Source organism: Streptomyces avidinii (assembly GCF_045161815.1).
Classification (GTDB): Bacteria; Actinomycetota; Actinomycetes; order Streptomycetales; family Streptomycetaceae; genus Streptomyces; species Streptomyces avidinii.
Window position 1 is genome coordinate 8,201,871 of the sequence record NZ_CP108863.1, and the last position, 23,814, is coordinate 8,225,684.

26 protein-coding genes and 1 pseudogene are annotated in these 23,814 nt (G+C 70.1%); 9 read left to right on the top strand and 18 right to left on the bottom strand.

Features of this window, described 5'->3' with window-relative positions:
- Positions 1–88 precede the first annotated feature (88 nt).
- Positions 89–1,279, top strand: a complete 1,191-nt coding sequence (locus OG373_RS37140) for a cytochrome P450 (RefSeq protein WP_405443147.1) — start codon at positions 89–91, stop codon at positions 1,277–1,279.
- A 207-nt stretch (positions 1,280–1,486) separates the two neighbouring features.
- Here the strand turns inward: OG373_RS37140 and OG373_RS37145 are convergent, their stop codons facing one another.
- On the bottom strand, positions 1,487–2,266 hold the full coding sequence (locus OG373_RS37145; RefSeq protein ID WP_405443148.1) for a MerR family transcriptional regulator: 780 nt from the start codon (positions 2,264–2,266) through the stop codon (positions 1,487–1,489).
- Between the two features lie 6 nt (positions 2,267–2,272).
- On the opposite strand from OG373_RS37145, the gene OG373_RS37150 reads away from it, so the two are divergent.
- The gene (locus OG373_RS37150) at positions 2,273–2,557 is read left to right on the top strand and encodes a hypothetical protein (protein WP_389122631.1); all 285 of its coding nucleotides are present in this window, start codon (positions 2,273–2,275) and stop codon (positions 2,555–2,557) included.
- A 94-nt stretch (positions 2,558–2,651) separates the two neighbouring features.
- Here the strand turns inward: OG373_RS37150 and lysA are convergent.
- Positions 2,652–3,983: pseudogene (gene lysA, locus OG373_RS37155) on the bottom strand (diaminopimelate decarboxylase).
- Between the two features lie 13 nt (positions 3,984–3,996).
- Entirely contained in the window at positions 3,997–4,359 is a 363-nt protein-coding gene (locus OG373_RS37160) for an SAV_915 family protein (RefSeq protein ID WP_405443151.1), read from the bottom strand.
- Between the two features lie 296 nt (positions 4,360–4,655).
- Between OG373_RS37160 and OG373_RS37165 the strand changes: the two genes are divergently transcribed.
- Entirely contained in the window at positions 4,656–5,219 is a 564-nt protein-coding gene (locus tag OG373_RS37165) for a universal stress protein (RefSeq protein WP_389122637.1), read from the top strand.
- Here the strand turns inward: OG373_RS37165 and OG373_RS37170 are convergent.
- The 4 genes from OG373_RS37170 to OG373_RS37185 all read right to left on the bottom strand — a co-directional run bounded on the left by OG373_RS37170 (position 5,147) and on the right by OG373_RS37185 (position 8,627).
- Complete coding sequence (locus OG373_RS37170; protein ID WP_405444336.1) at positions 5,147–5,482, bottom strand: YnfA family protein; 336 nt, start codon at positions 5,480–5,482, stop codon at positions 5,147–5,149. The genes OG373_RS37165 and OG373_RS37170 overlap by 73 nt on opposite strands.
- 302 nt (positions 5,483–5,784) lie before the next feature.
- A complete protein-coding gene (locus tag OG373_RS37175) occupies positions 5,785–5,985 on the bottom strand; it encodes a DUF5988 family protein (RefSeq protein ID WP_326586582.1) in 201 nt (66 codons plus the stop codon).
- A 171-nt stretch (positions 5,986–6,156) separates the two neighbouring features.
- Entirely contained in the window at positions 6,157–7,107 is a 951-nt protein-coding gene (locus OG373_RS37180; RefSeq protein WP_405443153.1) for a 1-phosphofructokinase family hexose kinase, read from the bottom strand.
- 1,043 nt (positions 7,108–8,150) lie between these two features.
- Positions 8,151–8,627, bottom strand: a complete 477-nt coding sequence (locus OG373_RS37185) for a cupin domain-containing protein (protein ID WP_405443155.1) — start codon at positions 8,625–8,627, stop codon at positions 8,151–8,153.
- 515 nt (positions 8,628–9,142) lie between these two features.
- On the opposite strand from OG373_RS37185, the gene OG373_RS37190 reads away from it, so the two are divergent.
- The 3 genes from OG373_RS37190 to OG373_RS37200 all read left to right on the top strand — a co-directional run bounded on the left by OG373_RS37190 (position 9,143) and on the right by OG373_RS37200 (position 10,593).
- Complete coding sequence (locus OG373_RS37190; protein ID WP_405443157.1) at positions 9,143–9,418, top strand: isoamylase early set domain-containing protein; 276 nt, start codon at positions 9,143–9,145, stop codon at positions 9,416–9,418.
- A 103-nt stretch (positions 9,419–9,521) separates the two neighbouring features.
- Positions 9,522–9,782: a DUF6119 family protein gene (locus OG373_RS37195; protein WP_326593446.1), complete on the top strand. Its 261-nt coding sequence runs from the start codon at positions 9,522–9,524 to the stop codon at positions 9,780–9,782.
- A 385-nt stretch (positions 9,783–10,167) separates the two neighbouring features.
- Positions 10,168–10,593, top strand: coding sequence for a hypothetical protein (locus tag OG373_RS37200; protein ID WP_405443159.1), 426 nt, complete (start codon positions 10,168–10,170; stop codon positions 10,591–10,593).
- 165 nt (positions 10,594–10,758) lie between these two features.
- Here OG373_RS37200 and OG373_RS37205 read toward each other — a convergent pair whose 3' ends face one another.
- The 3 genes from OG373_RS37205 to OG373_RS37215 all read right to left on the bottom strand — a co-directional run bounded on the left by OG373_RS37205 (position 10,759) and on the right by OG373_RS37215 (position 14,376).
- Positions 10,759–11,400, bottom strand: coding sequence for a DUF305 domain-containing protein (locus OG373_RS37205; protein ID WP_405443160.1), 642 nt, complete (start codon positions 11,398–11,400; stop codon positions 10,759–10,761).
- A 76-nt stretch (positions 11,401–11,476) separates the two neighbouring features.
- Positions 11,477–11,905, bottom strand: a complete 429-nt coding sequence (locus tag OG373_RS37210; RefSeq protein WP_405443162.1) for a DUF6153 family protein — start codon at positions 11,903–11,905, stop codon at positions 11,477–11,479.
- A gap of 47 nt (positions 11,906–11,952) precedes the next feature.
- Entirely contained in the window at positions 11,953–14,376 is a 2,424-nt protein-coding gene (locus OG373_RS37215) for a heavy metal translocating P-type ATPase (protein ID WP_405443164.1), read from the bottom strand.
- Positions 14,377–14,586: 210 nt separating this feature from the next.
- Here OG373_RS37215 and OG373_RS37220 point away from each other — a divergent pair, with 210 nt between their 5' ends.
- A complete protein-coding gene (locus OG373_RS37220; protein ID WP_405443165.1) occupies positions 14,587–15,309 on the top strand; it encodes a hypothetical protein in 723 nt (240 codons plus the stop codon).
- Positions 15,310–15,652: 343 nt separating this feature from the next.
- On the opposite strand, the gene OG373_RS37225 is transcribed toward OG373_RS37220, so the two are convergent.
- The 5 genes from OG373_RS37225 to OG373_RS37245 form a co-directional block, all read right to left on the bottom strand.
- A complete protein-coding gene (locus OG373_RS37225) occupies positions 15,653–15,919 on the bottom strand; it encodes a metal-sensitive transcriptional regulator (protein WP_405443166.1) in 267 nt (88 codons plus the stop codon).
- 67 nt (positions 15,920–15,986) lie between these two features.
- Complete coding sequence (locus OG373_RS37230; protein ID WP_405443167.1) at positions 15,987–16,559, bottom strand: rhodanese-like domain-containing protein; 573 nt, start codon at positions 16,557–16,559, stop codon at positions 15,987–15,989.
- Positions 16,560–16,648: 89 nt separating this feature from the next.
- Positions 16,649–17,395 carry a sulfite exporter TauE/SafE family protein gene (locus OG373_RS37235; RefSeq protein WP_405443168.1) on the bottom strand — a complete coding sequence of 249 codons (747 nt, stop codon included), beginning with the start codon at positions 17,393–17,395 and terminating at the stop codon, positions 16,649–16,651.
- A complete protein-coding gene (locus OG373_RS37240; RefSeq protein ID WP_405444338.1) occupies positions 17,392–17,751 on the bottom strand; it encodes a rhodanese-like domain-containing protein in 360 nt (119 codons plus the stop codon). Before OG373_RS37240 ends, OG373_RS37235 begins: the two co-directional genes overlap by 4 nt.
- A 41-nt stretch (positions 17,752–17,792) precedes the next feature.
- Positions 17,793–19,178 (bottom strand): rhodanese-like domain-containing protein, encoded by a 1,386-nt coding sequence (locus tag OG373_RS37245; protein WP_405443169.1) that lies wholly within the window; start codon positions 19,176–19,178, stop codon positions 17,793–17,795.
- Between the two features lie 153 nt (positions 19,179–19,331).
- Between OG373_RS37245 and OG373_RS37250 the strand changes: the two genes are divergently transcribed.
- Both OG373_RS37250 and OG373_RS37255 read left to right on the top strand, forming a co-directional pair.
- Complete coding sequence (locus OG373_RS37250; protein WP_405443170.1) at positions 19,332–20,243, top strand: ABC transporter ATP-binding protein; 912 nt, start codon at positions 19,332–19,334, stop codon at positions 20,241–20,243.
- Positions 20,240–21,061, top strand: a complete 822-nt coding sequence (locus tag OG373_RS37255) for an ABC transporter permease subunit (RefSeq protein WP_405443171.1) — start codon at positions 20,240–20,242, stop codon at positions 21,059–21,061. The genes OG373_RS37250 and OG373_RS37255 overlap by 4 nt, the downstream gene beginning before the upstream one ends.
- Positions 21,062–21,074: 13 nt before the next feature.
- Here OG373_RS37255 and OG373_RS37260 read toward each other — a convergent pair whose 3' ends face one another.
- From OG373_RS37260 to OG373_RS37270, 3 genes are all read right to left on the bottom strand, one after another.
- A complete protein-coding gene (locus OG373_RS37260) occupies positions 21,075–21,728 on the bottom strand; it encodes a CBS domain-containing protein (RefSeq protein WP_405443172.1) in 654 nt (217 codons plus the stop codon).
- A 9-nt stretch (positions 21,729–21,737) separates the two neighbouring features.
- Positions 21,738–22,187, bottom strand: a complete 450-nt coding sequence (locus OG373_RS37265; protein ID WP_405443173.1) for a cyclic nucleotide-binding domain-containing protein — start codon at positions 22,185–22,187, stop codon at positions 21,738–21,740.
- Positions 22,188–22,290: 103 nt separating this feature from the next.
- Positions 22,291–23,718, bottom strand: coding sequence for an MBL fold metallo-hydrolase RNA specificity domain-containing protein (locus tag OG373_RS37270; protein WP_405443174.1), 1,428 nt, complete (start codon positions 23,716–23,718; stop codon positions 22,291–22,293).
- Between the last annotated feature and the right edge of the window lie 96 nt (positions 23,719–23,814).

Consider the following 23,814-nt stretch of genomic DNA (forward strand, 5'->3'; position numbering starts at 1 on the left):
ATGCGTTCCAGTGGATTGCAGCAATCCTGAATGCAACGTAGCTTTCGAGTTGTATCAAACACGCACTATCGCGAGGTGAGGAATGGTCATGGATGAATCGGTCCACACGGTTACGGCGCTGCCGACGGAGCGTCAGTCCGGCTGTCCCTTCGACCCGCCGGCAGAGCTGATCGACGCCCGCCGGCACGGTCCCATCAGCCGCTACACCCACCCCGGCGGGAAGCCCGGCTGGATGATCACCGGATACGACCTGGTCCGGTCGGTCCTGGCCGACCCGCGGTTCAGCTCGCGCAAGGACCTCCTGAACGTGGTCGACTTCGAGATCCCTCCGGCGCCGCCCGGCGAGTTCCTCCTCATGGATGACCCCCAGCACAGCCGCTACCGGAAGCCGCTGGTGGGCAAGTTCACCGCGCGGCGGATGCGACTGCTCACCGAGCGCATCGAGCAGATCACCACCGACTGCCTGGACGCCATGGAGAAGGCGGGGCCGTCGGCGGACCTGGTGACCGTGTTCGCCAAGCCCATCCCCACCATCATCATCTGTGAGCTGCTGGGGGTGCCGTACGAGGACCGGGCCTCCTTCCAGGAACAGATCGACAAATTCATGAACGGGGAGACGGGCGACGAGGAGCTGATGGCGGCCTACACCGCGACCCAGAACTACCTCGCGGACCTGGTGGCCGCCAAGCGCGCGAACCCCACCGACGACGTGCTCAGCGAACTCACCGACGGCGACCTGACCGATGAGGAGCTGCAGGGGATCAGCCTGATCCTGCTGGCGGCCGGATTCGACACCACTGCCAACATGCTGTCCCTCGGGACCTTCGCGCTGCTGCAGAACCCGGAGCAACTGGCGGCGCTGCGCGCCGATCCCGCGCTCATCGACCAGGCCGTCGAGGAGCTGCTCCGGTATCTGAGCGTCGCCAAGTCGTTCATGCGGACGGCGCTGGAGGACGTCGAGGTGGGCGGCCAGACCATCGAGGCCGGCACGACGGTCATCCTGTCGTACAACACCGCCAACCGCGACCCCGAGCGGTACCCGGATCCCCACACGCTCGACCTCGGGAGGGACGCCGGCGGGCACCTGGCCTTCGGCCACGGCATCCACCTGTGCCTGGGCGCGCAGCTGGCCCGTGTCGAGATGCGGGTCGCGTTCTCCGCGCTGCTCAAGCGCTTTCCCACGCTGCGCCTGGCCGTACCGGCCGAAGACGTCGCCCTGCGCCCGGAGACCGCGGACATCTACGGGGTGAAGAGCCTCCCGGTCACCTGGGAGGTGTGACCACCGGCCGGTGACGGGAGAGGTCGCGTACGGCCGCCGCGGCCGAGCTGTGGTTGCCGGCCTGCGCGGATCGCGTCCGCGGCGCCGGCTGGACAGTGAGCAGGGTCCTTGGCCGCGCTCGATCTGGCAGGGGCTCACGTGCGCGTCGGGAATCGCGACGGGTCCGAGGAGGGACACACCTCGCAGGCCGCTCCGGGGGCGCTCACGTCATGCGTCCAGTCGGGCGCGAATGAGGGAGTCGAGCCGCTCCCATGCCGGGGACGAAGCGTTGACCCGGCTCTGGATGAGGGCGGGGATCTCAGAGCCCGTATCCAGCCCGGGCCGTTCGTCGGGCCCGTAGCGCTCCCGATTCGCCTCGGCGATCCTGCGGGCGAGGTCCACGAGCCGCGGGTCGTCGGCGTCGAGGTCGTGTGCGTGGTCGTAGCCCAGGAAGAGCCGCCGTAGAGTCGGGTCGGCCAAGATCTCGGCCTGCTCGTGAAACAGGGTGGTCGCACGGTCCGGGTGGGTGGCGAACACGAGGATCCACAAGTCGCGTTGCAGGTCCACCCATCGAGGCGTGAATCCCCATCGGGCCAGATCCTCCAGATGGGCGAAGGCCTCGCCGGGCAGTGGCACCAGACGCCCGGCGGCGAGCCGGCGCAGGCGCTCCTGAGTGTCCTGCAGGCTGCGGATGCGGGCGTCGAGTTCGACGTCGATCTCGCCCAGCGCCTGCCGGAATTCCTCCTCGCCCGCCGCTCTCAGATACCGGATACGAGCGAGGGGGACACCGGCTTCTGCCAGTGTCCGGATCTTGATCAGGTCGACAGCGTCGTTCGCGCCGTACCGCCGGTAGCCGGACGCGTCGCGGTCGGGCTCGGGGAGCAACCCCTTGTCGTGGTAGACGCGGACGGTCTTGATCGACACTCCGATGTAGCCGGCCAGCTGTCCGATGGTGATCACCTCGTCATCGTCCCACTTGACCTTGCCCCAGGGGCAGGGTTGCAGCATGGCGTCATGGAGAACACGAACCCCGATCGGGAGACCCTTCGCGACCTGGCCGACGAGGGCAACGAGACCGCGCTGGACCGGCTGGCCGATCTCGCGGACGCGGCAGGCGACGTCGCGGAGCTGAGCGACCTGTTGGACGAGGGATCCCGGCACGCCGGAATGCTGCTCACGCGACGCGCGGCCGCGGCCGGTGACCTGCGCGAGCTGCAACGGATATCCGACGCCGGATATGAAGAGGCCGGAACGGAGCTGGAGAGGCTGCTGCGGGCACCGGGCGGTCGTCAGGACTGACGATCCGCCCGGCTGCCGTACCTGCCGCCATCCTGTATCTCACCGTGACGATATGGAGAATCCCAAGCGGCGGCGAACGTGCCCTGACGTGGCCTTAGGCGCCGATGTCCCGGCGCCGGTGGTCCTCCAGGGTTTCGCGCCGTACGAGGAGCCGGGCCGTGTCCTCGTGGACGGCTACGACGGCGGGGCGGCCGACCAGGTTGTAGCCGGAGGCCATGGACAGCTGGTAGGCACCGGCCACTGGTACGGCGAGCAGGTCGCCGGGGTGGATGTCGCCCGGCAGTTGGACGTCGGAGGCGAGGATGTCGCCCGCCTCGCAGTGCCGCCCGACGACGGTGGCCGTACGGGGCCCGGCCGTCGAGTGGCGGCCGACGAGCCGGGGTGCGTACCGAACCCCGTACAGGGCGGGGCGCGGGTTGTCGCTCATCCGCCGTCGACGGCGACGAACACGTTCTCGCCGGTGTGCTTGACGGTGAGCACCCGGTAGAGGGCGACTCCGGCGGGGCCCACGACGTCCCGTCCGGGTTCGACGGCGAGCCGGGGCACGGGCAGTCCGGCGGCGGCGCAGCCGTCGACGAGTTCGGTACGCATCCGCCGGGCGAGCGCGGTGAGGTCGAGGGCGGGTTCGCCGGGCCGGTAGGCGATGCCGTGGCCGCCGCCCATGTCCAGCTCGGGCAGGACCAGGCCGTGGGTGTCACGGATGCGGGCCATGAGCCCGATCATGCGGCGCAGGGCGACCAGGTAGGGCTTCACCTCGGATATCTGGGATCCGATGTGGCAGTGCAAGCCGGTCAGTTCGAGCCGCGGCTGGCCCAGGATCCGGGTGACGGCGTGCTGTGCGCCGCCGTCGGTGAGGGAGAGCCCGATCTTCTGGTCCTCCCTTCCGGTTCGGATCTTGTCGTGGCCGCCGGCCGAGACGCCCGGGACCACCCGCACCATCACCTTCTGGCGGCCGCCTGGGCCGACGGCAGCTGCGATCCTGGCGATCTCGGACGGGCTCGATGACGATCCGTCCCACACCGAGGCGCAGGGCGGCCTCCAGGTCGTGCGGGGACTTGGCGTTTCCGTGCAGCACGATGCGCTCGGGCGGGAAACCGGTGGTGACAGCGAGCTCCAACTCCCCGGCCGAGCACATGCCCAGGCCCAGCCCCTCCTCCTGGACCCATCGGACCATTGCGCGGGACAGGAACGCCTTGGCCGCGTACAGCACGTCCGCGTCGGGGAAGGCGTCGCGATACGTCCGGCAGCGCCCGCGCACCTCGCCCTCGTCCAGCACGTAGACGGGGGTGGCGAACCGCTCGGCGATCTCGGTGAGGGGAACTCCGCCGACGGCCAGGCCACCGTGCGGGAGCGGCCTCGTGGACGCGGGCCATACGGACAGCTCACCGGCAGCGGCGGGCATCTCAGGGAGAACGGCGACGGTCATGATCTGCTCCCCTTCAGGTTGTGCGGGCCGTCGTCTCGGATGCCCGCGTGAGCGGGGCTCCGGCGGGTCCGGCGCCCGCCGCAGTGACCGGGGGCGCGGTGAGGGCCGGGTCCACGGTCAGCAGGGACGCGCCGAGCGGCCGGGCCATCGCACGGAGTGCGGCCTCGGAGAGCCGGATCCAGGGCTGGGCCGTACCGAGCGTGGCGGCCAGCCGTTCCGGGCTGGTGAAACCGACGGCGGTACGGGCTCCCAGTGGGGGGCGGAACAGCCGCACGACGACGTGCGCTCCTCCCGGCCGGGCGGGCACGTACAGAGGCCCGGCCGGGCTCTGTTCCTCGGGCTCGGAGTCGGATTCGTCGTACTGGAACAAGCACATGGGGCCCTCCTCGGGGAACCACGAGTGACAGGTCACGCCCCGGCGTGGGGAGGCGGTCCGGGACGTGCAACCGAAGCTATCCCCGCCCCAGCGCCCCGGCGGCCACCCCGTAACGGGACCCATACGGCCACCGGCCCACTCCATACGCATCACTGACGGCAGGACCTGGAGTCCATCAGCAGGGCGTCAGGGTTGTGGACCTCTCCGCCAGAAGTCCGTGAAGGACATGGCTCCGCCGTGCCTCATGGCCTTTCCCTCGGGACCGGTGACTGGACGGCGAGGAGAGGGAACAGGTCGTGCGAAGAGTCGTGGTCGGCGTGACCGGCACCCTGGGGAGTCCGGCCGCCCTGCACAGGGCAGCCGCAGAGGCCCGTGTACGGGATGCGGAGCTGCGGGTCGTCCTGGCGTGGCAATCACCGGGCGGTGAACTCGGCAGCCGGAACGGCCTCAGCCCCTCCGCCCTGGCGGAATGCCGTACCGCTGCCGTCGAAAGACTCCGCGAGGTACTCGACACGGCGTTCCGTGCGGCGAATCCCGGAGTCGCCCTCGCGGGCCTCACCGTACGGGGCACTCCCGGCGCCGTCTTGGTGGACACCGCCCGTGGCGTGGACGACCTCTTGGTCGTAGGCACCGGCTCACGTACCCCGTTGCGCCGCCCCCTGCGGCCGTCGGTGGCCCGCTACTGCCTGGCGCGCACGGCCTGCCCCGTACTCGTCGTGCCGCCCTCGCCCCTGCAGAACGAGCTCGACGCGGCGCACCGACGCAACTGCAACGTGGTTCCGGCAGATCAGTTCCCGCGGGGTGCGTACATGATCACAGCCATGCCGGCGAGGCAGACCAGGGCGCCGATGACGTCGTAGCGATCGGGGCGATACCCGTCGGCGACTACGCCCCAGGCGATGGACCCGGCGACGAAGATCCCGCCGTAGGCGGCGAGGATCCGGCCGAAGTTGTCGTCGGACTGGAAGGTGGCCACCACCCCGTACAGGCCCAGTGCGATGACGCCGGCACCGATCCAGACCCAGCCCTTGTGCTCGCGGATGCCCTGCCACAGCAGCCAGGCTCCGCCGATCTCGAAGAGGGCGGCCACGGCGAACAGGGCAACGGAACGAGCGACGGTTATACCGGCTGACCCTACTGGCGTCCGCTGCCCGTGATCTCCAGCGGGACGGCGCCCTCCCGGCAACCGTACCCGCCCTCGCCTGCGCTCTTCGCTCCGCAAGAGCAAGAGCGGCGGCGTTGCCTTCGCGCCATTCGTTTGAGCGGTAGCGGCTGGAAGCCGGTCGCGAAGTACCAGGAGGACGGAAGCCGTTGGGGAACGGGTGGACTGGATCGAGGCCGGCGATCCAGTCCACCAAGCGGTATCGGCCCGCGCATCCCGGCCGCCGTGGTGAGGTACAGGCCGAGCGTCTTCGACCGTCCGTTTCATTCGGCGATCTCTGTCCGTTCCCACCACTCGTAGACCGCCAGTTGTCCCTCCGGGCTGTCCTGGTGCCGCGACGTGTTCTTGAAATGCTCGTACCCGCCGCGGTGTGGAATCTTCAGGTCTTGTCCGGGGTCGGAGATCGGAACGATCCGCTCGGGCAGATCGTCCGGGCCGCCCTCAAGCACTGCCTTGGTCGCCATGCTTCCAGTCTTCCCAACCGCGGGCCCGCTCGCATCACGAGGTCGGCACTGGCGTGGCTCAGCACCACCGGCAGCGCCCCGCCCCGACGCGGTGACGGGGCAGGGTCGGCTTGTGGGCACGGGGTACGCAATGTGGTGGGGGGCCGACCGAACGGCAGGGGGTGGGCAGGGTCAAACGCCCCGGCGCCGAGCATCGGTCTGGGACCTGGTCCTCACCTGGGAGCGGAGGGATCGGGCCACGTCCAGGTCGAAGGGCTCGGTGCTGGGGGTGAGCATCGCTGCGGCGGCTGCGGCCACCCCCAGCGCGCAGGCGCTGACGGGATCCTCACCGGCGGCCAGCTGTGTGATGAGGGCGGCGACCATGCTGTCTCCCGCCCCGGCGTCGCTCAGGGGCTCGCCGGGCAGCGGCGGCGCGTAGAGCTCGGTGTGGCCGTGGCCGGTCGAGCACAGTGCGCCCAGCTCTCCGAGGGTGGTGACGGCGATCTCGGCGGCCCCTGTCGTGAGCAGGTGCTCGTTGAGGGCCCGGGCGTCGTCGAAGCCGCGGACCGGCCGGCCGGTCAGGCTCTCGGCCTCGGTCCGGTTGCACCTGAGCAGGAACACGCCCTCCGCGAGTGCGCTGCGCAGCGCCGGCCCGGAGGTGTCCAGGACCAGTCGGGATCCGGCTTCCCTGATGCGGCGGGCGGCGACCGCGTAGAAGTCGTCGGGCAAGCTGCCGGGCAGGCTGCCGCTGGCCACGACGTACGGGCAGTTGCCGACGGCCTGCACCAGCGCATCCAGGGATCGCCGCCCCTCGTGGTCGTGCAGGTGCGGCCCGGGTGGCACGATGTGGTAGCCGCGGCTCGATTCGGCCTCGAACAGCACGAGTGCTTCGCGGGTGTCGTCGTCGATGTCGACGGCGACGTGGTCGACGCCCTCTTCGTCCAGCAGCCGGTTCAGGCGCAGGCCGACCTCGCCTCCGGCGGTGTGGACGGCGGTGGCTCGTCCTCCGAGCCGCACGACATGACGGGCGACGTTGATGCCTCCGCCCCCGGCGGCCACCGACCTGACCCGGGCGCGGTTCTTGCCGATGTCCTCCAGGTGCCCGACCTCCCAGCAGAGATCGACCGCAGGATTCATCGTCAAGGTGAGGATCGACGGCTTGGCCGCCCTCTCCGATCCCCCTGCGCCGTCGGTACTCCTGGCTGTGGTGGGTTCCGGCGTCGCGGCCGTCCTCATCGCGGTACCCAGGTGGCCGCGCTGACCCTTTCCCGGCGCACCGTCCGCTGGGCACGGCCCCGCTCACTGCAGACTGAGGAAATCGGGGCCTGTTCCCACGCGCTGCGGTCGATCCCGATCCCGGCCGCTGCCAGGAACAGTTTCGGCTCCTGACCACGGTGCCGACCGTTGGACGCGTGGGGCCTGGCAATGCCCGCTGTCCTATCGGACAGATGCACAGAGGCCGTTTCCCGCCCCGTGCCGTGGCTGCTTGCGCCTTGGGAGCGGTGACCGTGAGCGCATCGTCGGCCGGAGCCGTACCGACGTCCTCGCTCTTCACCGCCGAGGGGAGCGTGGCCTGGTACCCGCATCGGCTGGAGCGGCGTGTGCCGCGCCCGTGGCGCGCCGAAGAACTGGTGCGTGCGGCCGAAGAACGGGTCCGGCTCCACCGGGCCACCGGTCCGGCGCCACGCGGGAAGCGTCATCGCACTCACCTCCGTGGACAGCGACACGTCCGACCCGACTTCCATACTGAAACAGCCTGACGTCACCTGCATGCCGGCCCACGGCTGGGGCTGTTCCTCGGCATCTGGATCTACAGGAGCATCGGGTAGGCGGTGACAGCTGCGGCACCCGGGGCAAGAACGTGCGGCCTTGGCCATCTCGTCGTCCAGCTCGGACGGGGACAGCGTTGCATCGGCCTTCTTGGAACGCTTTTGCACTGGGGAACGAACGGTCGAGGCTGTAAGCAGGCCGACGCCCGTTGCGGAGGAACGCGGGCTCCGCACTTTGCGGACAGATCGAGCACCGAGCCGGTCGCTGACTGCCGCAGAGGTACGTCCATGCCTTCAGAGGTCGAGCGGGACGTCGCGTGCCGTGGGGCCAGATGGGTGTACGGGCGGAGGGGAGGAGCGTGATTCTCCCGGCTCGCCTCTGGGCGAGGAACTACTGTCGCGATAAGCCCTCGGTGGTCAGGCGTGCTCGTCCGATGGCTGTTGGTCAGGCTGGGCCGACCAGCTTGCCGGCTCGTCGTCGCCTGAGTCCTCGTCGCGCTCCGCGTCGGCGGCTGTCGCGTGGATCTTGCCCGACGCGTGGTGGACCGGTGCGTATACGGCGTAGAGCCGCAGGGTCTCGTCACCGATGTTGGTGACGTTGTGCCAAGTTCCGGCGGGTACGAAGATTGCCCAACCATCCTCGACCTCCTGGTCGAAGTCGAGTCGATCCTTCGCGCGGCCCATCTGGACGCGGCCCCGGCCTGCGTCGAGTCGTAGGAATTGGTCAGTCTCCGGGTGTGCTTCCAAGCCGATGTCCTCACCCACCGGGATCGACATGAGGGTCAACTGAAGATACTTCCCAGACCAGGCGACGGCGCGATAGTCCGTGTTTTCAAGCGTCGCCTTCTCAAGGTCGAAGCTTTGAGGTTCCGGCCCGATGTCCTTGATGGTCATCTTCTCTCCCGGTCAACGAAGGCGGTACGCGGTACGCGGTCGCGGTCTTGGCCAGCGCACGTCGACATTCTCAGAGCCCTGGGCGTTTCTGGCCACAAGTGCGCGAGCTGCTACCGCACGAGCAACCGGTTGTGACCAGTTGCCGCATTCCGCCGTGGGCGCAGTCGATGACGGTCTTGCCGGCCATGCGCCGACGCGGCACCTCCATGATCGAGTGCTTGTCCGCGCACTCCAGCACAATCCGCGACTCCTGAATCAGAGCCTGCGTCGTTGCGCGACAACGCACCCCTCCCGGCACAGCCTGCTGGGCATCGATTATCGGCTCCTGGCGCTACCGTGGAACAGGACTCCTACCCGCCAGGATGACACTTTGCGTGATGTTTCGCGCCATTGGTGTCACCTGGCGTGGTGGGCGAGTGACACCGGGACGCGGGTGGCCGGGTCGGCGTGCGGGCCGTGCGCGCACCACCCACGATGGGCGACGCACCCATCCGCTACCGCCCGTCAGGACACCCATGCTGGAGCGCACGCTGCGCAAGGCCCGCACCGAGGTCACCTTCATCCTTCCCGCCGACAACCCGTCGGGGCCGGTCAGCGTGGTGGGCGACTTCAACGGCTGGCAGCCCGGCGTGCACACGCTCAAGGCCCGCAAGGACGGCAAGCGCGCCGTCACGGTCGAGCTGCCCAGCGAGGGCACCCATTCCTTCCGGTACCTGGCCGCCGGGGACTACTGGTTCAACGACGAGAGCGCCCGGGACCAGGACGGCCCCAACAGCCGCGTCCACACCTGAGCCAGCTTCCGCCGCGACCGGCCCCGGCCGTCGGCCACACCAGCAGATTCAAGGGTGGAGGGCTGGAGATCTGCGATGTCTTGGGCCCTGACGGTCAGCTGATCTGCGTCAAGAAGGCCACCTCCAGTACCGCCCCCTCAACCACCTCTTCGCCCAAGGCGTGGTCGCAGTGGAGACCTTGCTGAGCGATTCGGAGGTACGGGCCAAGCTCCTCAAGCAGGTGGCTGCCCAAATCCCAAACCACCGTCTCATCCAAGACTTCGGCACGCTCCGCGTGGTCTTCGGCATCCTGCTGAAGGACGGCGAGGGCATTGCCGTCGACTCGCTCTTCGCCTTCGCTCAAGTCTCGCTGCTGCAAGCGTGACCACCAGGGACCGGCTGACGCCGGCGAAGTGAGAGCTGACGCTCGGCAGGGGGCCAGCTTCGTACTGTGGGCTGTCCGTGCCGCTTGTGGTCACGCGGTGCCCGCCGGTCAGAGGTGGCGGTCGCAGTCACTTCCTGACGTCACGTCGTCGAGCAGCCGGAATTCGTGGTCCATGGCCGCCCGGCACCGCACCTGATTGCCTTGTCGGAGGTTCCCGAGTCCGTACAGTGCGCAGGAGCACCTCCGCCTTGCGATGTCGGGGACCGGACCCGCCGTGTACGCGAGGTGAGGTTCGATTCCGGCCGATTGGCGGATGTTGTCGGACCGTGAGCCCGCATGCACGGCTAGGGTGAATTTCCCTCAACTAGCTTCTTGGAGAGGGAACATGCGCATACCAGCCCTGTCTGTCACCGCTGCGGCAATGGCCGCGACGATAGCGGGAGGAGCAGTCCCGGCCGCTGCTGACACGTTGGTCAGCACGGTCAACCTGGAGGCCGGTGCCGGCCTCCACCGCAATTCCGCGACTGTGACCTATGAGCGCGTCGACGGCGCGGTGAACTCGGTCAAGATCATCTCGCTGCAGGCCTTCTCCGGCGAGCCCGACTGTGTCTGGGTGGAGTGGAACGACCCGAAGGACGTGGGGGACGGCTGGACCGCCCTCAATTCAGAGCCTCCATGTCACGGCGGCAGCCTCGGGGAGACGATCAACCAGATCATCAAGGCGCCCAAGGGATATCAGCTCAAGATCCGCCTGGTTGCCTACCACGACGGAGGGATCGAAGTGATCCACAAGGACATCGCAAAGCTCTAACCGGACCGTGCGGAGACACCGGACGCCGAAGGCGGTCTGGTGTCTCCGCACCACCAGAAGAGACGGGGGACCTTCGGGCCGGTGCCCGGGTCACTCACACGCCGTGCGTATTGCCCGTGACGGTGTCGGCCGGCAAGGCGCACTCAGGCCATCCACACCGCATGGTCAGCCGTTCTTGAGCATCTCGCGCATCTGGGTGATCTCGGCGGTCTGGGAGGTGGTGATGTCGTCGGCAAGGGTCTTGGCCGGGCCGTAGAGGCCTTGCCGCTTCTCGGTTTCCGCCATGTCGATCGCGCCTTCGTGGTGCTCGATCATATGGATCAGGAACATGGTGTCGAAGGCGTTGCCCTGGGCGTTCCCGATGCGGTCGAGGTCCTCTTCATCCATCATGCCGGGGAGGGCGGAGTCGTCATCTCCGTGTTCCATGCCGTCCATGCCTCCGATGCCGGCGGGCACTCTCTCGCCCCATGCCCTCAGCCAGCCGGCCATGGCGTCGATTTCCGGCTGCTGCGCCTTCTTGATCCTCTCGGCGAGGGCCTTGACCGCATTGGAGGCGCCGTGGGATTGGGCCATGTCGGACATGACGATGGCTTGGCGGTGGTGGGGGATCATCCCTTGTGCGAAGGCGACGTCCGCCTTGTTGTGCTGTTCGGCCTCGGACGGAGCCGGGGCGGTCGTGGAAGTACCGGCAGCGGTGCCGGCACTGTTCGTACTGTCGTCGGTGCCGCAGGCCGTGAGGACCAGGCCGACGGCGGCCGCGGTGGCTGCCAGGGCCGCACGACGCGGTACGGATCGGTTCGTGTTCATTTCGCTGACTCCAGTGATCGAGTACGGAGGGAACGGGGACTGCGCGGACGCGGAAGGCGTGCCGCAGGAGTAGTCCCTATATCCGCAGGAGCTGGAGTTCGGCGAGCGAGGGTGGCGCCCGCTTTCCGGCGGCTTCGTAGGCCGCTGAGAGCAGGTTCGGCACGGGGGCAACGGCATCGGCGTCGGCGTGCTCTGTGCCGGTGATGGGTACGTTGTCCGGTGTGGTGATGTCGGGGGCACTGGGCAGGGACGCGGAGGCGCACATCGTGTCCGCGTGGCTGATGTGGCGGCCCGTGTTGTGGGCGTCGTCGGGGCACGGGTAGTGCGGACCGGCATGTGCAGTCGCCACGTGGTGGGACGTGTGCTCGACGGTGACCGGCGACGGCAGAGCGGCCGCAGGGCCCAGGGCGTGCATACCGAGCAGCCCGACGGTGAGGGCCAGGACGAGCATCATGGTGAGCCGCATCAGCACCCGTGGTGCAGTGCGGGGCTCGCGGCCGGTCATATCTCCCAGCGTAGGGCGCGCCCGCGAAGGGCGCCCCGGGACAGCCGTCAGCCCCGCTCGCCGCCTCCGCCTGCCGGATCCGTTCGCTGAGGGCGGGGCAGGTGGAGGCGCTTGAGTGCGAGGGCGTTGACGGCGACGATGATGCTGGACCCGGACATGGACAGGGCGGCGATCTCGGGGCGGAGGATCAGGCCCGTAGCGGGTTCGAAGACCCCGGCGGCGATGGGCAGGGCGATGGCGTTGTAGCCGATGGCCCAGCCGAGGTTCTGGCGCATCTTGCGCAGGGTGCCCCGGCCGATACGCAGGGCGGTAGGGACGTCCAGGGGGTCGGAGCGCATCAGAACGAGGTCGGCGGTCTCGATGGCCACGTCGGTGCCGGCGCCGATCGCGATGCCCAGGTCGGCCTGGGCGAGGGCAGGCGCGTCGTTGACACCGTCACCGACCATGGCGACCGTGCGGCCGCCCTGTTGTAGTTCGCCGATCTTGGCGGCCTTGTCGCCGGGGAGGACGTCGGCGATGACGGTGTTGATGCCCAGGCGCTGCGCGATCCGTTCGGCGGTCGCCCGGTTGTCGCCCGTGAGCATGACGACCTCGACGCCGAGGCTGTGGAGGTCGGCCACCGCTGCCGGGGAAGTCTCCCGCAGGGCGTCGGCGATCCCGATGAGGGCCGCCGCCCGGCCGTCGACAGCGGCGATGACGACGGTGCGGCCGGTGGCGACCAGTTCCTCGCGCCGGCCGCTCAGGGGCCCGAGGTCGACGCCTTCACGTTCGATCAGGCGGCGGTTTCCGACCGCGACCCGGTGGCCGTCGACCACGGCCGTCGCGCCGTGGCCCGGTACGTTCTCGAACCGGCGGGCCTTCGCGGCGGCGACGCCGCGCGTGGCGGCGTACCGTACGACCGCAGCGGCCAGTGGATGCTCCGATTCCTGCTCGACGGCCGCGACCAGCCGCAGCACCTCGTCCTCGTCGCCGCCGCGAACGCTGATCACGTCGGTGACTTCGGGTTCGCCTTTGGTGAGTGTGCCGGTCTTGTCCATGACCACGGTGCGGATGACTGCGGACGCCTCCAGGGCCATGGCGTTCTTGAACAGCACGCCCCGCTGGGCGCCCAGCCCGGTCCCGACCATGATCGCGGTGGGGGTGGCCAGGCCCAGTGCGTCCGGGCAGGTGATGACGACCACGGTGATGGCGAAGAGCATGGCCTCGCTGAAGGGCCGGTCGGTGGCGAGCAGCCACACAGCCAGGGTGAGCGCGCCGCCGACAAGGGCGACGAGCACGAGCCAGAAGGCGGCCCGGTCGGCGAGCCGCTGACCGGGAGCCTTGGAGTTCTGGGCCTCCTGGACGAGCTTGACGATCTGGGCCAGCGCCGTGTCCGCACCGACCTTGGTCGCCCGCACCCGCAGTGTGCCGTTGGCGTTGAGGGTGGCGCCGACCACCGGGGAGCCGGGGCCCTTGTGCACGGGCATGCTCTCCCCGGTCACGGTCGACTCGTCGACCTCGCTCTCACCCTCCTCCACGATCCCGTCCGCGGCGACTTTCGTCCCGGGGCGTACGAGCAGCAGATCCCCGACGACCACCTCGGCGGTGGCGACCTCCACGGGCACGCCGTCCCGCAGAACCACGGCCTTCGACGGGGCAAGGTCCAAGAGGGTGCGAATCGCATCGTTGGCACCGCCGCGGGCACGCATCTCGAACCAGTGGCCCAGCAGGACGAAGGAGGCAAGCACGGTGGCTGCCTCGTAGAAGACGTCCCCGCCCCCGGCCAGGGTGACGATCAGCGAGTACAGCCAGCCGGCACCGACGGCGACCGCCACGAGCACCATCATGTCCAACGTACGGGCACGCAGGGCCCGGACCGCGCCGACGAAGAAGATCGAGCACGAGTAGAAGATCACCGGCAGGCTCAGCAACAGTGCCCACACGTCCTGGCGCAAGCCGAACGGAACGGGCGCGTGCCAGCCGAAGACCTCCTGGCCGATCGGCGACCAGACAACGATCGGGACGGAGAACGCCACCGCGACCAGGAAGCGGTGGCGCATGTCGGCGACCATCGCGGCCATCGACATCTCGCCGTGGCCGCCGTGGCCGCCGTGCCCCTTCACCTCGTCGGGCGAGCGCGTGCCTGTTGCCGTCACGGGCGTCGTCTGCGGGCGCTGCGGCGCAGCCGTGAAGCCGGGCGGGTCCGGTTCCTGCATCGGATCGCAGATGTGGGAGGGCACCGACTGGCCGGCGCAGTGGTATCCGCATTCGGTCACCCATGCGCGCAGCTCGGCGAGCGAGGTCCGCCGAGGGTCGAAGACGACCGTGGCCGACTGCGCCACCGGGTTGACCTCGACGTCGAGCACGCCGGGCCGACGGCCCAGTACGGCCGCGACGGTGCTCTGCTGGCTCGCGCGCACCATGCCCCGCACATCCAGCACCGCCGTGCTGCGCTCCTTGCCCGTAGTGCGGTGGTCTGCGGGGTGCGCCATACTCTCGTTCGCCTCCCGGCTGGGTTCGGCTCCGCCTGTACAGAAGCCTGCGCTCCTGGTGAGAGCGCCGCAACGGCTGCTGCCGCGCCAGGAGCCGGTGGCGCTGCCGTGACCTGCTCTGCACCAGCAGCGGGGAGACGCTGGTCCTGCTCCTGACCGGGCGGCGTGTTGTCATTCGGGTGGGCGGGGTCCTGGGCGCACACTTCTCGCATGCCCGAGGACGAGGCGCTGACCATCCCTCCCGAACCGCTGTTGCAAGTGATCGCCAACCTCGCGCGGTTCCATCGAGAACACGAGCAGTTCTACTCGCAGGCTCCGTTGCGGCAGGCGGACGAGCTTCAGTCGAGGTCCCGGGCACTGAAGTCGCTGGCAGGCCGGTGGAGCGTGACCGACGTCGGTGAGTCGGCAGGGAATCCGTTCGCCGGTGCGGAGGATCTGAATGCCCCCGGGCTCGTCGCGGAGTCGGGGATCCTCTTCATGGAAGGGGAGGACGAGCCCGTCGAGCTCCAGCGGCTGAAGCGGGATGTCAGGGAGCTTGCGGAGGACAGCAACCAGACCGGAATCTGGCTCGCGCACGCCATGGAGCAGGCGTGGGAGGCCGTAGGCCTGCTGGCAGCCTATCCGGCGCTTGCCGATCTGCTCGGGGAGCGCCATCGCATCATCGCCAACGACTGGCAGTCGGCGGGGTTGCTGGCGCTAGTGGCCAGGCTGCTGCGCCGCTCCCTTGACCTGTTGGACCGGGTCGCGTTCTCTCCTGCGGCGCTGCGGTCCGACCTCCGGTCCGAGCGGAACGCCCCCGCCTACCTCTACTCGGCGTCCGAGCTGCTCGACCGAGCGGCGGACCTCCTCGCGGAATCGGCAACACTCGTGCGCGACAACGAGCGGCGCTGGCGCGTGTTCGGCACACGGATTCACCGGCTGCGGTCCGGGTGAGGCGGGTTCCTCATGGGGATGCCGCCGAGAGGGAAGCCAGGGACGATTGCGGTGTGCTTGCGTACCTGCCGCGTCGGATCGGTTGTAGATCCGTTCACCGCGCTGCCCGCGGATGGCCGGATGATGTGCCCGCTGGTACGCGACCAACCATCCGGTTAGCGACCATCGGATGGAGGCGCGTGGCCGAACCGTTGCGTGGGCTCGCGGAGTACGACCCAGCGCGACCTCCGCTTCCGTGTCCATGGGGCGGGCACGGATGCCACCTTCCGGTGCGGCGCCCATGGACGGCGCGAGGCCGGGGGCCATGGCGGAGTATCGGCCTCGCGCGGCTTGCGGATGGTTGTCAGGCCAGGGTGAGGAAGAGCTTTTCGAGTTCTGCCTCGGTCATGGGCGCCTGGCTCTCATCGGCGTTGTTCATGCACTGGCGCATGCCGCTGGCGACGATTTTGAATCCGGCGCGGTCGAGTGCCTTGGAGACTGCGGCGAGCTGGGTGACGACGTCCTTGCAGTCTCGCCCTGCTTCGATCATGGCGATGACACCGGCGAGCTGCCCCTGGGCGCGGCGCAGTCGGTTGAGGACTGAGCTGACTGCCTCGTCGTCGACCTTCACCGGGTACCTCCTGATTGCTAGGGCTGTCCATGCCCATGGTACCCCAGGGGGTATTTGGGCTCCGGGGTCAGTGATCGAGGAGGGCTGCCAGTGTGGCATCGAGGTCGCCACGCCGCGGCCGGTTGTGGGGGAGTCCGGCGAGGACGGCAGCCATGCCGCAGCTGTTGGTGAGCGCGGAGAAGGCCAGTCCGCCGGCGATGGCGGCGGAGATGAGCTGGAAGGCGGGGTGGAGCAGGCCGAGCCCGAGGCCTGCCAGGACGAGAGCGCCGGCCGCCAGGCGGACCTGGCGTTCCATGCCCCATGGGGTGCGCGAGCCTTGCTCGGGGCGGTGGAGGTCATGGCCCGCGGAGGCCCAGGCGCCGGTGCCCCCGGCGAGGGTGGCGGTGCCGATGCCGTGCTCGGCGAGCGTCTTGCATGCGCTGTCGGAGCGGGCTCCGGAGGCGCAGACCACCAGGATGTTGCCGCGGTCGGCGGCGTGGCGGATGGCGGGAAGGGCGCGTGAGATCTGATCGAGGGGGATGTTCAGGGCGCCGGGCAGGTGACCTGTGGCGTATTCGCCCGGAGTGCGGACGTCGAGGACGGTGAGCTCGTGCAGGCGGGTGAGGGCCTGTTCGGAGCTGAGGGCGTGGGGGGTGCTCATGGCGGACTGTCTCTCCTGCTGGGTGTGGGCGGTGTCCGGGTGCGGACACCGGGCGAGCTGCGGGGGTGGCCGTGGGGGCGGGCCCGCTGTCAGCGGATCGCGTCGGTGAGCATGAAGGCCGCGACGGACAGCAGCACGACAGCGAAGATCCGTTGCAGGGTCGGGCCCTTGACCGCGGCGGACAGGCGCTTTCCGTCCCGGGCGGCGAGGATCGCCGCCCCGGTGAAGGGCGCGACGACTGCCCAGTCCAAAGGCCCGGCCCCGCCGGTACGGACGGTGAGCGCGGCGAACGAGTTGACGGTGATGACGAGCAGGCTGGTCCCGATGGCCGCCCGCATCCTCAGGCCCAGCACTCCCACCAGGGCGGGGACGGCGAGGAATCCGCCACCGACGCCCAGGAAACCGGTGACCGCCCCCAGGCCCGCGCCGGCTCCGGCGGCCCGGACCGGGCGGACCGGGCGGACCTCGTCCTCGGGTACGGGGGACTTGAGCATGCGCAGGGCCGCGAGACCGGCGACGGCTGCGAACGCGGCCGTGAGCAGCTGTCCGGGCAGTTGTGCGGCGAGGGCGGCTGCCGCCATGGCGGGAGGGATGCCGGCGGCCGCGAAGAGCGCGCCGGTTCTCCAGCGGACGTTGCCGGAGGTGGCGTGGGTGTAGAGGGCGGTGGCGGAAGTGGCGGTGACGATGATCAGCGACGCGGTGGTGGCGGCGGCCGGGGTGAAGCCGAGCAGGTAGATCAGTGCGGGGACCGCGAGCACGCTGCCGCCGCCCCCCAGGGCGCCGAGTGCCATGCCGACGACGGCTCCTGCGACCAGGGCGAGGACGAGCGTGCTCACGTTATCGAGCCGCTGCTTCCATGGCCGTCGACGACCGGCAGCCCCGCCGCGGACCAGGCGTTCATGCCGCCCTTGACGTCGACGGCCTCGGCTCCGCGTTCGGTCAGGATTCTCGCGGCCCGCTGGGACCGGTGCCCGGAGCGGCAGATCACCACCAGCGGCCGTCCCTGGGCAGCCGGAGGCAGACCGGAGCCGGCCAGCAGGGCGGAGAGCGGGGCGTGCACGGCGCCGGGAGCGTGCCCGGCCGTCCATTCCGCCCACTCGCGTACGTCGAGCAGGACGGCGCCCTCGCCGCGGGTGCGCTGATGGGCATCGGCCGGAGTCACGCGGGCAGGGCCGCGCCGGAAGAGGAACATCATCGGGTCCTTCTCTTGTGGGGAACGGGGAGGGTGAGCAGTCAGCTGTCGGAGCGGGGCCCGGTGACCATCGGGAGGCCTGCGCTTCGGGCGGCGTCGAAGGAATCGTCGACGGCCACGACATCGCGTCCGGCGGCGTCGAGCAGGGAGGCGGCGATCCCCGCGCGCATTCCGCCCGCGCAATGGACCCACACCACTCCGGCCGGCAGCTCGCGCCGGCGTCGGTGGAGCTGGTGGATCGGGATGTGTATCGAGTCCTTGATCCAGCCGTCCGCGCGTTCGGAGTCCCGCCGCACGTCCAGCACGATCCGGTGCTCGTAGGGGTCCAGGGCGGCGAGGTCGGCGAGGTCGGCGAACGTGGCCCGCGGGAAGCTCCGCAGCTCTTCGTTCGCGGAGATCCACTCGGCAGGCGTTCCGGTGGCAGCGGCGGCCGGGCGGTCGATCCCGACCCGGGCCAGTTCCCGCTGCGCCTGCGCCAGCTGCTCGGGGGATTCCGCGAGGAGCGTGACGGGCTTGCCCCAGGGGATCAACCACGCGAGGTAGGTCGCGATCTTCCCGTCGGCCTCGAAGTTGAACGATCCGGCTACGTGTCCCCGGGCGAACGCGATGCGGTTGCGCAGATCGACCACCCACTCCCCGGCGGCCAGGCGGGCGGCGATGTCGGCGGCGTCCGCCACGGGAGGTGCGGTGAGGTCGACCGGAGCCGGACCTGCGGCGTTGGCCGGGCCCATGTGGGCGTAGTAGGCGGGCACGTCGTCGAGCCCGGCCAGCAGGCCGGCGACGAAGGCGTCGACGTCTTGGACGAGGGCGTCGTTGCCCACCTTCTCCTTGCCGATGGTGGTGGCGTCCCCGTCGGCCTGGGCGGAGGAGCAGAAGCTTCCGAACCCGTGGGTGGGCAGGACCTCGGTCTCGTCCGGAAGCTCGGCGGCCAGCCGGTGCGCGGAGGCGTGCTGGGCGCGGGCGAGCTCCTCGGTCAGTCGCGGCTCGACCAGGTCGGGCCGTCCGACCGTTCCGATCAGCAGGGAACCTCCGGTGAACACGGCGACGGCCGCACCCCGCTCCTCCAGGACGTAGGAGGTGTGGTGCGGGGTGTGGCCGGGGGTGGCCAGGGCCCGCAGCGCGATTCCGACGTCCACGGTGACGGTGTCCCCGTCGTGGACAGGGGTGCGGTCGAAGGACACCCGGGCCGCGGCGGGCACCAGGTAGGCCGCGCCGGTGAGGCGGGCCAGGTCCAGGCCGCCGGAGACGTAGTCGTTGTGGACGTGCGTCTCCACGACGTGGGAGATCCGCACCCCGCGCCGTGCCGCCACGGCGAGCACCTGGTCGACGTCGCGCGGCGGATCCACTGCCACGGCCGTGTGGGCACCGCCCGCCAGGTAGCTGCGGTTGCCGAGCCCTTCCAGTTCAAGGGCGTCGATGAAGAACACGCTGTCGCTCCTTCTCGTGAGAATTACCCCCGGGGGTATATCTCGAGCGTAGCACTAGTACCCCCGGGGGTATTCTCGGTGGTGCCGTGGGGCCCGTTCTCGGCTCACTGCGCGTCGGTCCGAGCCAGGGCACAGACTGGTGGGGTGGGCGCCATGGACGCGATCGAGCTCATAGGACTGACCAAGCGGTACGGGGCAGTGGTCGGGGTGGAGCAACTCACACTCGGCATCGGTCCGGGCGAGGTGTTCGGCTTCCTCGGGCCGAACGGGGCGGGCAAGACCACCACCCTCAGGTGCCTGACCGGCTTGCTGCGCCCGACGGCCGGGCATGTGCGGGTGCTGGGGATGGACCCGCTCGCCGATCACCGCCGGGTGGCTCGGGAACTCGGCTATCTCCCGGGTGAGCTGCGGCTGTACCCCGAACTCACCGGGGCGCAGACCCTCGACCTGCTGTGTTCCCTCCAGGGTCGGCCCTGCACACGGCGGGCCGAGCTGTGCGAGCGGCTGGGACTGACGCCGACGGTCCTGCGCCGCACGGTGGGCGGGTACTCGCGCGGCATGAAGCAGAAGCTGGGCCTGGTGCAGGCGCTGCAGCACGATCCCCGGCTGGTGGTGCTGGACGAGCCGACCGAGGGGCTGGACCCTCTGGTGCAGGAGACGTTCTTCGAGCTGATGGAGCAGGCCGCGGCCGACGGCCGCACCGTGCTGTTGTCCAGCCATGTGCTCCCGGAGGTGCAGCGGGCCTGCGGACGCGTGGCGATCGTCCGGGACGGGCGCCTGGTGACGGTGGAGAGCGTGGCCGCCCTGCGGGAGGCGCGTGCGCGAAGGATCCGCCTGACCTTCGGTGACGGGAAGGGGGCGCGCCCTCTGGGGCGCGCGGAGCAGTGGGCGCCCCGCTGGGAAGGCGATTGGGTGGAGCTGCTCGTACCCCCGAGCGAGGTGGTGGGGGCACTGCGTGAGCTGCTGGCCCTGGGGGTGGCCGACGTCATCGTGGAGGAGGCGGGTCTGGACGAGGCGTTCCTGGACCTGTACCGCAACGGCAAGGCGGAGGGGGCGGCGCCGTGAAGACGCGGTGGCCCCTGCTGTGGCTGGCACTGCACCGGCGCCGGCGGATGCTGATGGCCCTGGTGGTGGGGATGGTCGTCTTCGAGGCGCTGATCGTGGTGGTGGCGAACACGATCGCGCCGGGGCAGCTGTTCTCGGCGGGCGGGAAGGGACCCCCGTCGGCGTACCGGGCGTTCAGCGGGTCGGGCGGGGACGTCTCGATCGCGAGCTATCCGGGGCTGCTCGGGGCCGGACTGGTGCATCCGTTCTGGATCGCCATGCAGCTGACCGCGATCGGCGCCCTGGCCGCGGCTGCGGTCGCGGCCGACGTGGAATCCGGGACGATCGAGCTGATCATGGTGCGCCCCGTGAGCCGCAACCGGCTGCTCGCCGAGCGGACGGCTGCCGTGGTGATCGCCGCCCTCGCCCTCAACGCCGCGGCGACGCTCACGGTGGCGGCAGGCGTCTGGCTGTCGCCGGACATCCACCGGGCCGTGCCGCTCAGCGGTGTCTTCGCCGCCGGGCTGATGGGGTGCGGCTTCGCCCTGTGCCTGGCCGGACCGGCTCTGGCCGTGTCCGCATGGGGGAGCCGGCGCGCCCAGGTGATCGGTGCGACGATCGCGATCGGGGCGGTCGGCTTCGCGCTGAACTTCATCGCGCTGGCCTGGTCCAAGGCGGCGCCCCTGCGGTTCATCAGCCCCTTCCACTACTACACACCGGGTGACGCACTGGCGCAGGGCCACGTGCTGTGGCCGCAGTTGGGCGTTCTGGTCGGGGTCGGAGTGGTGGGGCTCATCCTGGGCCACGCGTTGCTGATGAGGCGGGACCTGGCCCCGTAGGCCGGGACAGCGGTCAGGGGGATGCGGGGCCTTCGAGGCGGGAGTGCACACCGACCACGCCTTCGACAGCCCGGGCGAGGCGAGTGGCCACGGGGATGAGGTGGGGGTCGCGGGTCGTTCCCCTCAGGGTGACGACGCCGTGCGTCACGTCTACCGTGATGTCACGGCGAGAGAGCGGGAAGAGGCGCTCGACGACCTCGCGGCGGACTTCGGCGGCCAGGTCGTCGTCGGCGCGAAGGAAGACCTTCAGGAGGTCGGCGCGGCTGACGACGCCGAGGAGAGTGCCGTCGGCATCCACGACCGGGAGACGCTTGATGCGGCGGTCGGCCATCAGGCGGGCGGCCTGGGGGAGCGTGGCGTCGGGGCGGATGGTGACGGCCGGGCTCGTCATCAGCTGCTCGGCACGGACCGATCCGGCCTTCGCGGTGTCGCCGAGGCGGCGCATCTGCTCGATGAGGCTCGGTCCGTGTTCGTGGAACTCCTCCTTGGTGAGGAGGTCGGCCTCGGAGACGACGCCGACGACATGGCCTTCGCCTTCGATGACCGGGACCGCGGTGACCTTCCAGCGCTCCATCGCGGTGGCGATCTCCTTGAATTCGGCGGCGGGCGTGACGCTGACGACGGTCTTCGTCATGACGTCGTTGACGGTGTACGGGGTGGAGGGCATGGCTGGTCCTCAGCGGGCGTAGGCGAGGGGCATGTTGCTGTGGTGGGGTGCGAACAGGTCGAGGATCCGGGTGCGGGACGAGTCGAGCCGACGGGGGATGACCGCGGCAACAGCGGTGGATATGCAACGGCCCATGGCGGGGTTCTCGTCGCAGAGCTTCCGTACGGCCTCTGCGTCGAATTCCAGTGCGCGGACGGCATGGGTGGTGACGGCTCCCAGGCGCCGGGCGTAGGGCGGGACCATCCAGGACCAGCCGAGGAGATCTCCCGAACCGAGGGTGTCGATGACGGCGGCCTTGTGCCCGGGAACGTGCAGGTCGAGGTCGACGGTGCCGTTCTCGATGTCGGCCCGTTGTCGTTCCTTGAAGATGCGGGTTCCGGCGGGGATGTCCACGCGGTGCGCGTGGGCGAGCAGGGCCTCACGCGGTTCGGGTTCCATCTCGTCCAGGAGAGTGTTCATGTGGGTCATGGTGTGCCTCCAGCCCTTCCCCTTCAGGCTCGCGCCGGTCCTCGGGGTGCGGAAGGGCCTCGCGGTGCATACCGCAGGGCCCGTACGGCCCGGGTCAGCGGACCAGGACGGCCTCCCCGGGCTTGGGTACGACGGCCGTCCAGCCCAGCTCGCGGTCGATGCGGTCCCGGAGGGTCCCGGCCGCGGTCTCCTCGCCGTGGACGAGGTAGGTGGTGTGCGGGGGCGGAGCGGCGCGCAGCCAGTCGATGATCTGGTCGGCGTCCGCGTGCGCCGAGAAGTGGGGTACGTCGGCCACCTTGGCGCGTACGGGGATGTACTCGCCGAACATCTTGAGGGTGCGGGCGCCGTCGACGAGGTCGCGGGCCCGGGTGCCTGCGGCGGCGAAGCCGACGATGACGACGGCGTTGCGGGGGTCGGGCAGGAGTCGGTGGAGGTGGTGCAGGACGCGACCACCGGTGGCCATGCCGGCGGAGGAGACGATGACTGCCGGCCCGGTGGTGTTGTTGATGTCGATCGACTCCTGGACGGTACGGGCGGCCAGGAACGGCTCCGGGCTGAACGCCGCCTCGCCCCGGGCCAGGACGTCGGGCCGCAGCTCGGGAGAGTGGGAGCGCAGGGCGTCCCGGTAGACGTTCAGGGCGGCCAGGGCCATGGGGCTGTCCACGTAGACGGGTACGCCCCGGGGCAGGGTGCCGTCGCGGCGCAGCTCGGCCAGCTCGTGCAGGACGACCTCGGTCCGATCGATCGCGAACGCCGGGATGACGACGGTTCCGCCGCGCGACAGCGTTCTGGCGATCACGGCAGCGAACTCGCGCCGCGCCGTCGCGTGGTCGTGGCGGCGGTCGCCGTAGGTGGACTCCATCAGCAGCACGTCGGCGCCGGAGAACGGCTCCGGGGGCAGCAGCAGGGGGTGCCCGGGACGGCCCAGGTCGCCGCTGACGGCCAGGGTGTGGCCGTCCTCCAGCGTCAGGTGGGCCCAGGCGGAGCCGAGGATGTGCCCACCGTGGTGCAGCCTCAGCTTCGTTCCGGCCATGATCTCGATCTCGCTGCCGATCTCGACCGGGTCGAAGAACTTCAGCGTGTTCTCGACGTCCGTGTCATCGTAGAGCGGCTTGGCGGGGCGGTGCTTGGACCAGCCGTGGCTGTTGGCGTGCTCGGCGGCCTCCATCTGGAGGCGGGCGCTGTCACGGAGCACGATCTCGGCGAGCCGGGCGGTCGGGGCGGTGCTCAGGATCGGACCACGGAAGCCGTGCCGGACCAGGCGCGGCAGATAGCCGCAGTGGTCCAGGTGAGCATGGGTGACGACCACGGCGCGGAGGTCGGAGGCATCGAATCCGGGCTTTTCCCAGTTGCGACGGCGCAGGTCCGCGAAACCCTGGAAGAGCCCGCAGTCGACCAGGATGCGGGCGTGGTCGCTCTCGACGAGGAACTTGCTGCCGGTGACCGTGCGTACCGCACCGAGCAACCGCAGGAGTGCGGGTCTGGGTGAGGTGGCAGCGGGGTGTGGGGCTGTCTCGGACATGACCCGCCCTCCCTTCGGTAAGGGGATCCGGTTCTCACCATTGCACCGCGTGAAAGTGCCGGCAGGGGGCCGACAGGCCCCGGCAGGGGACCGATC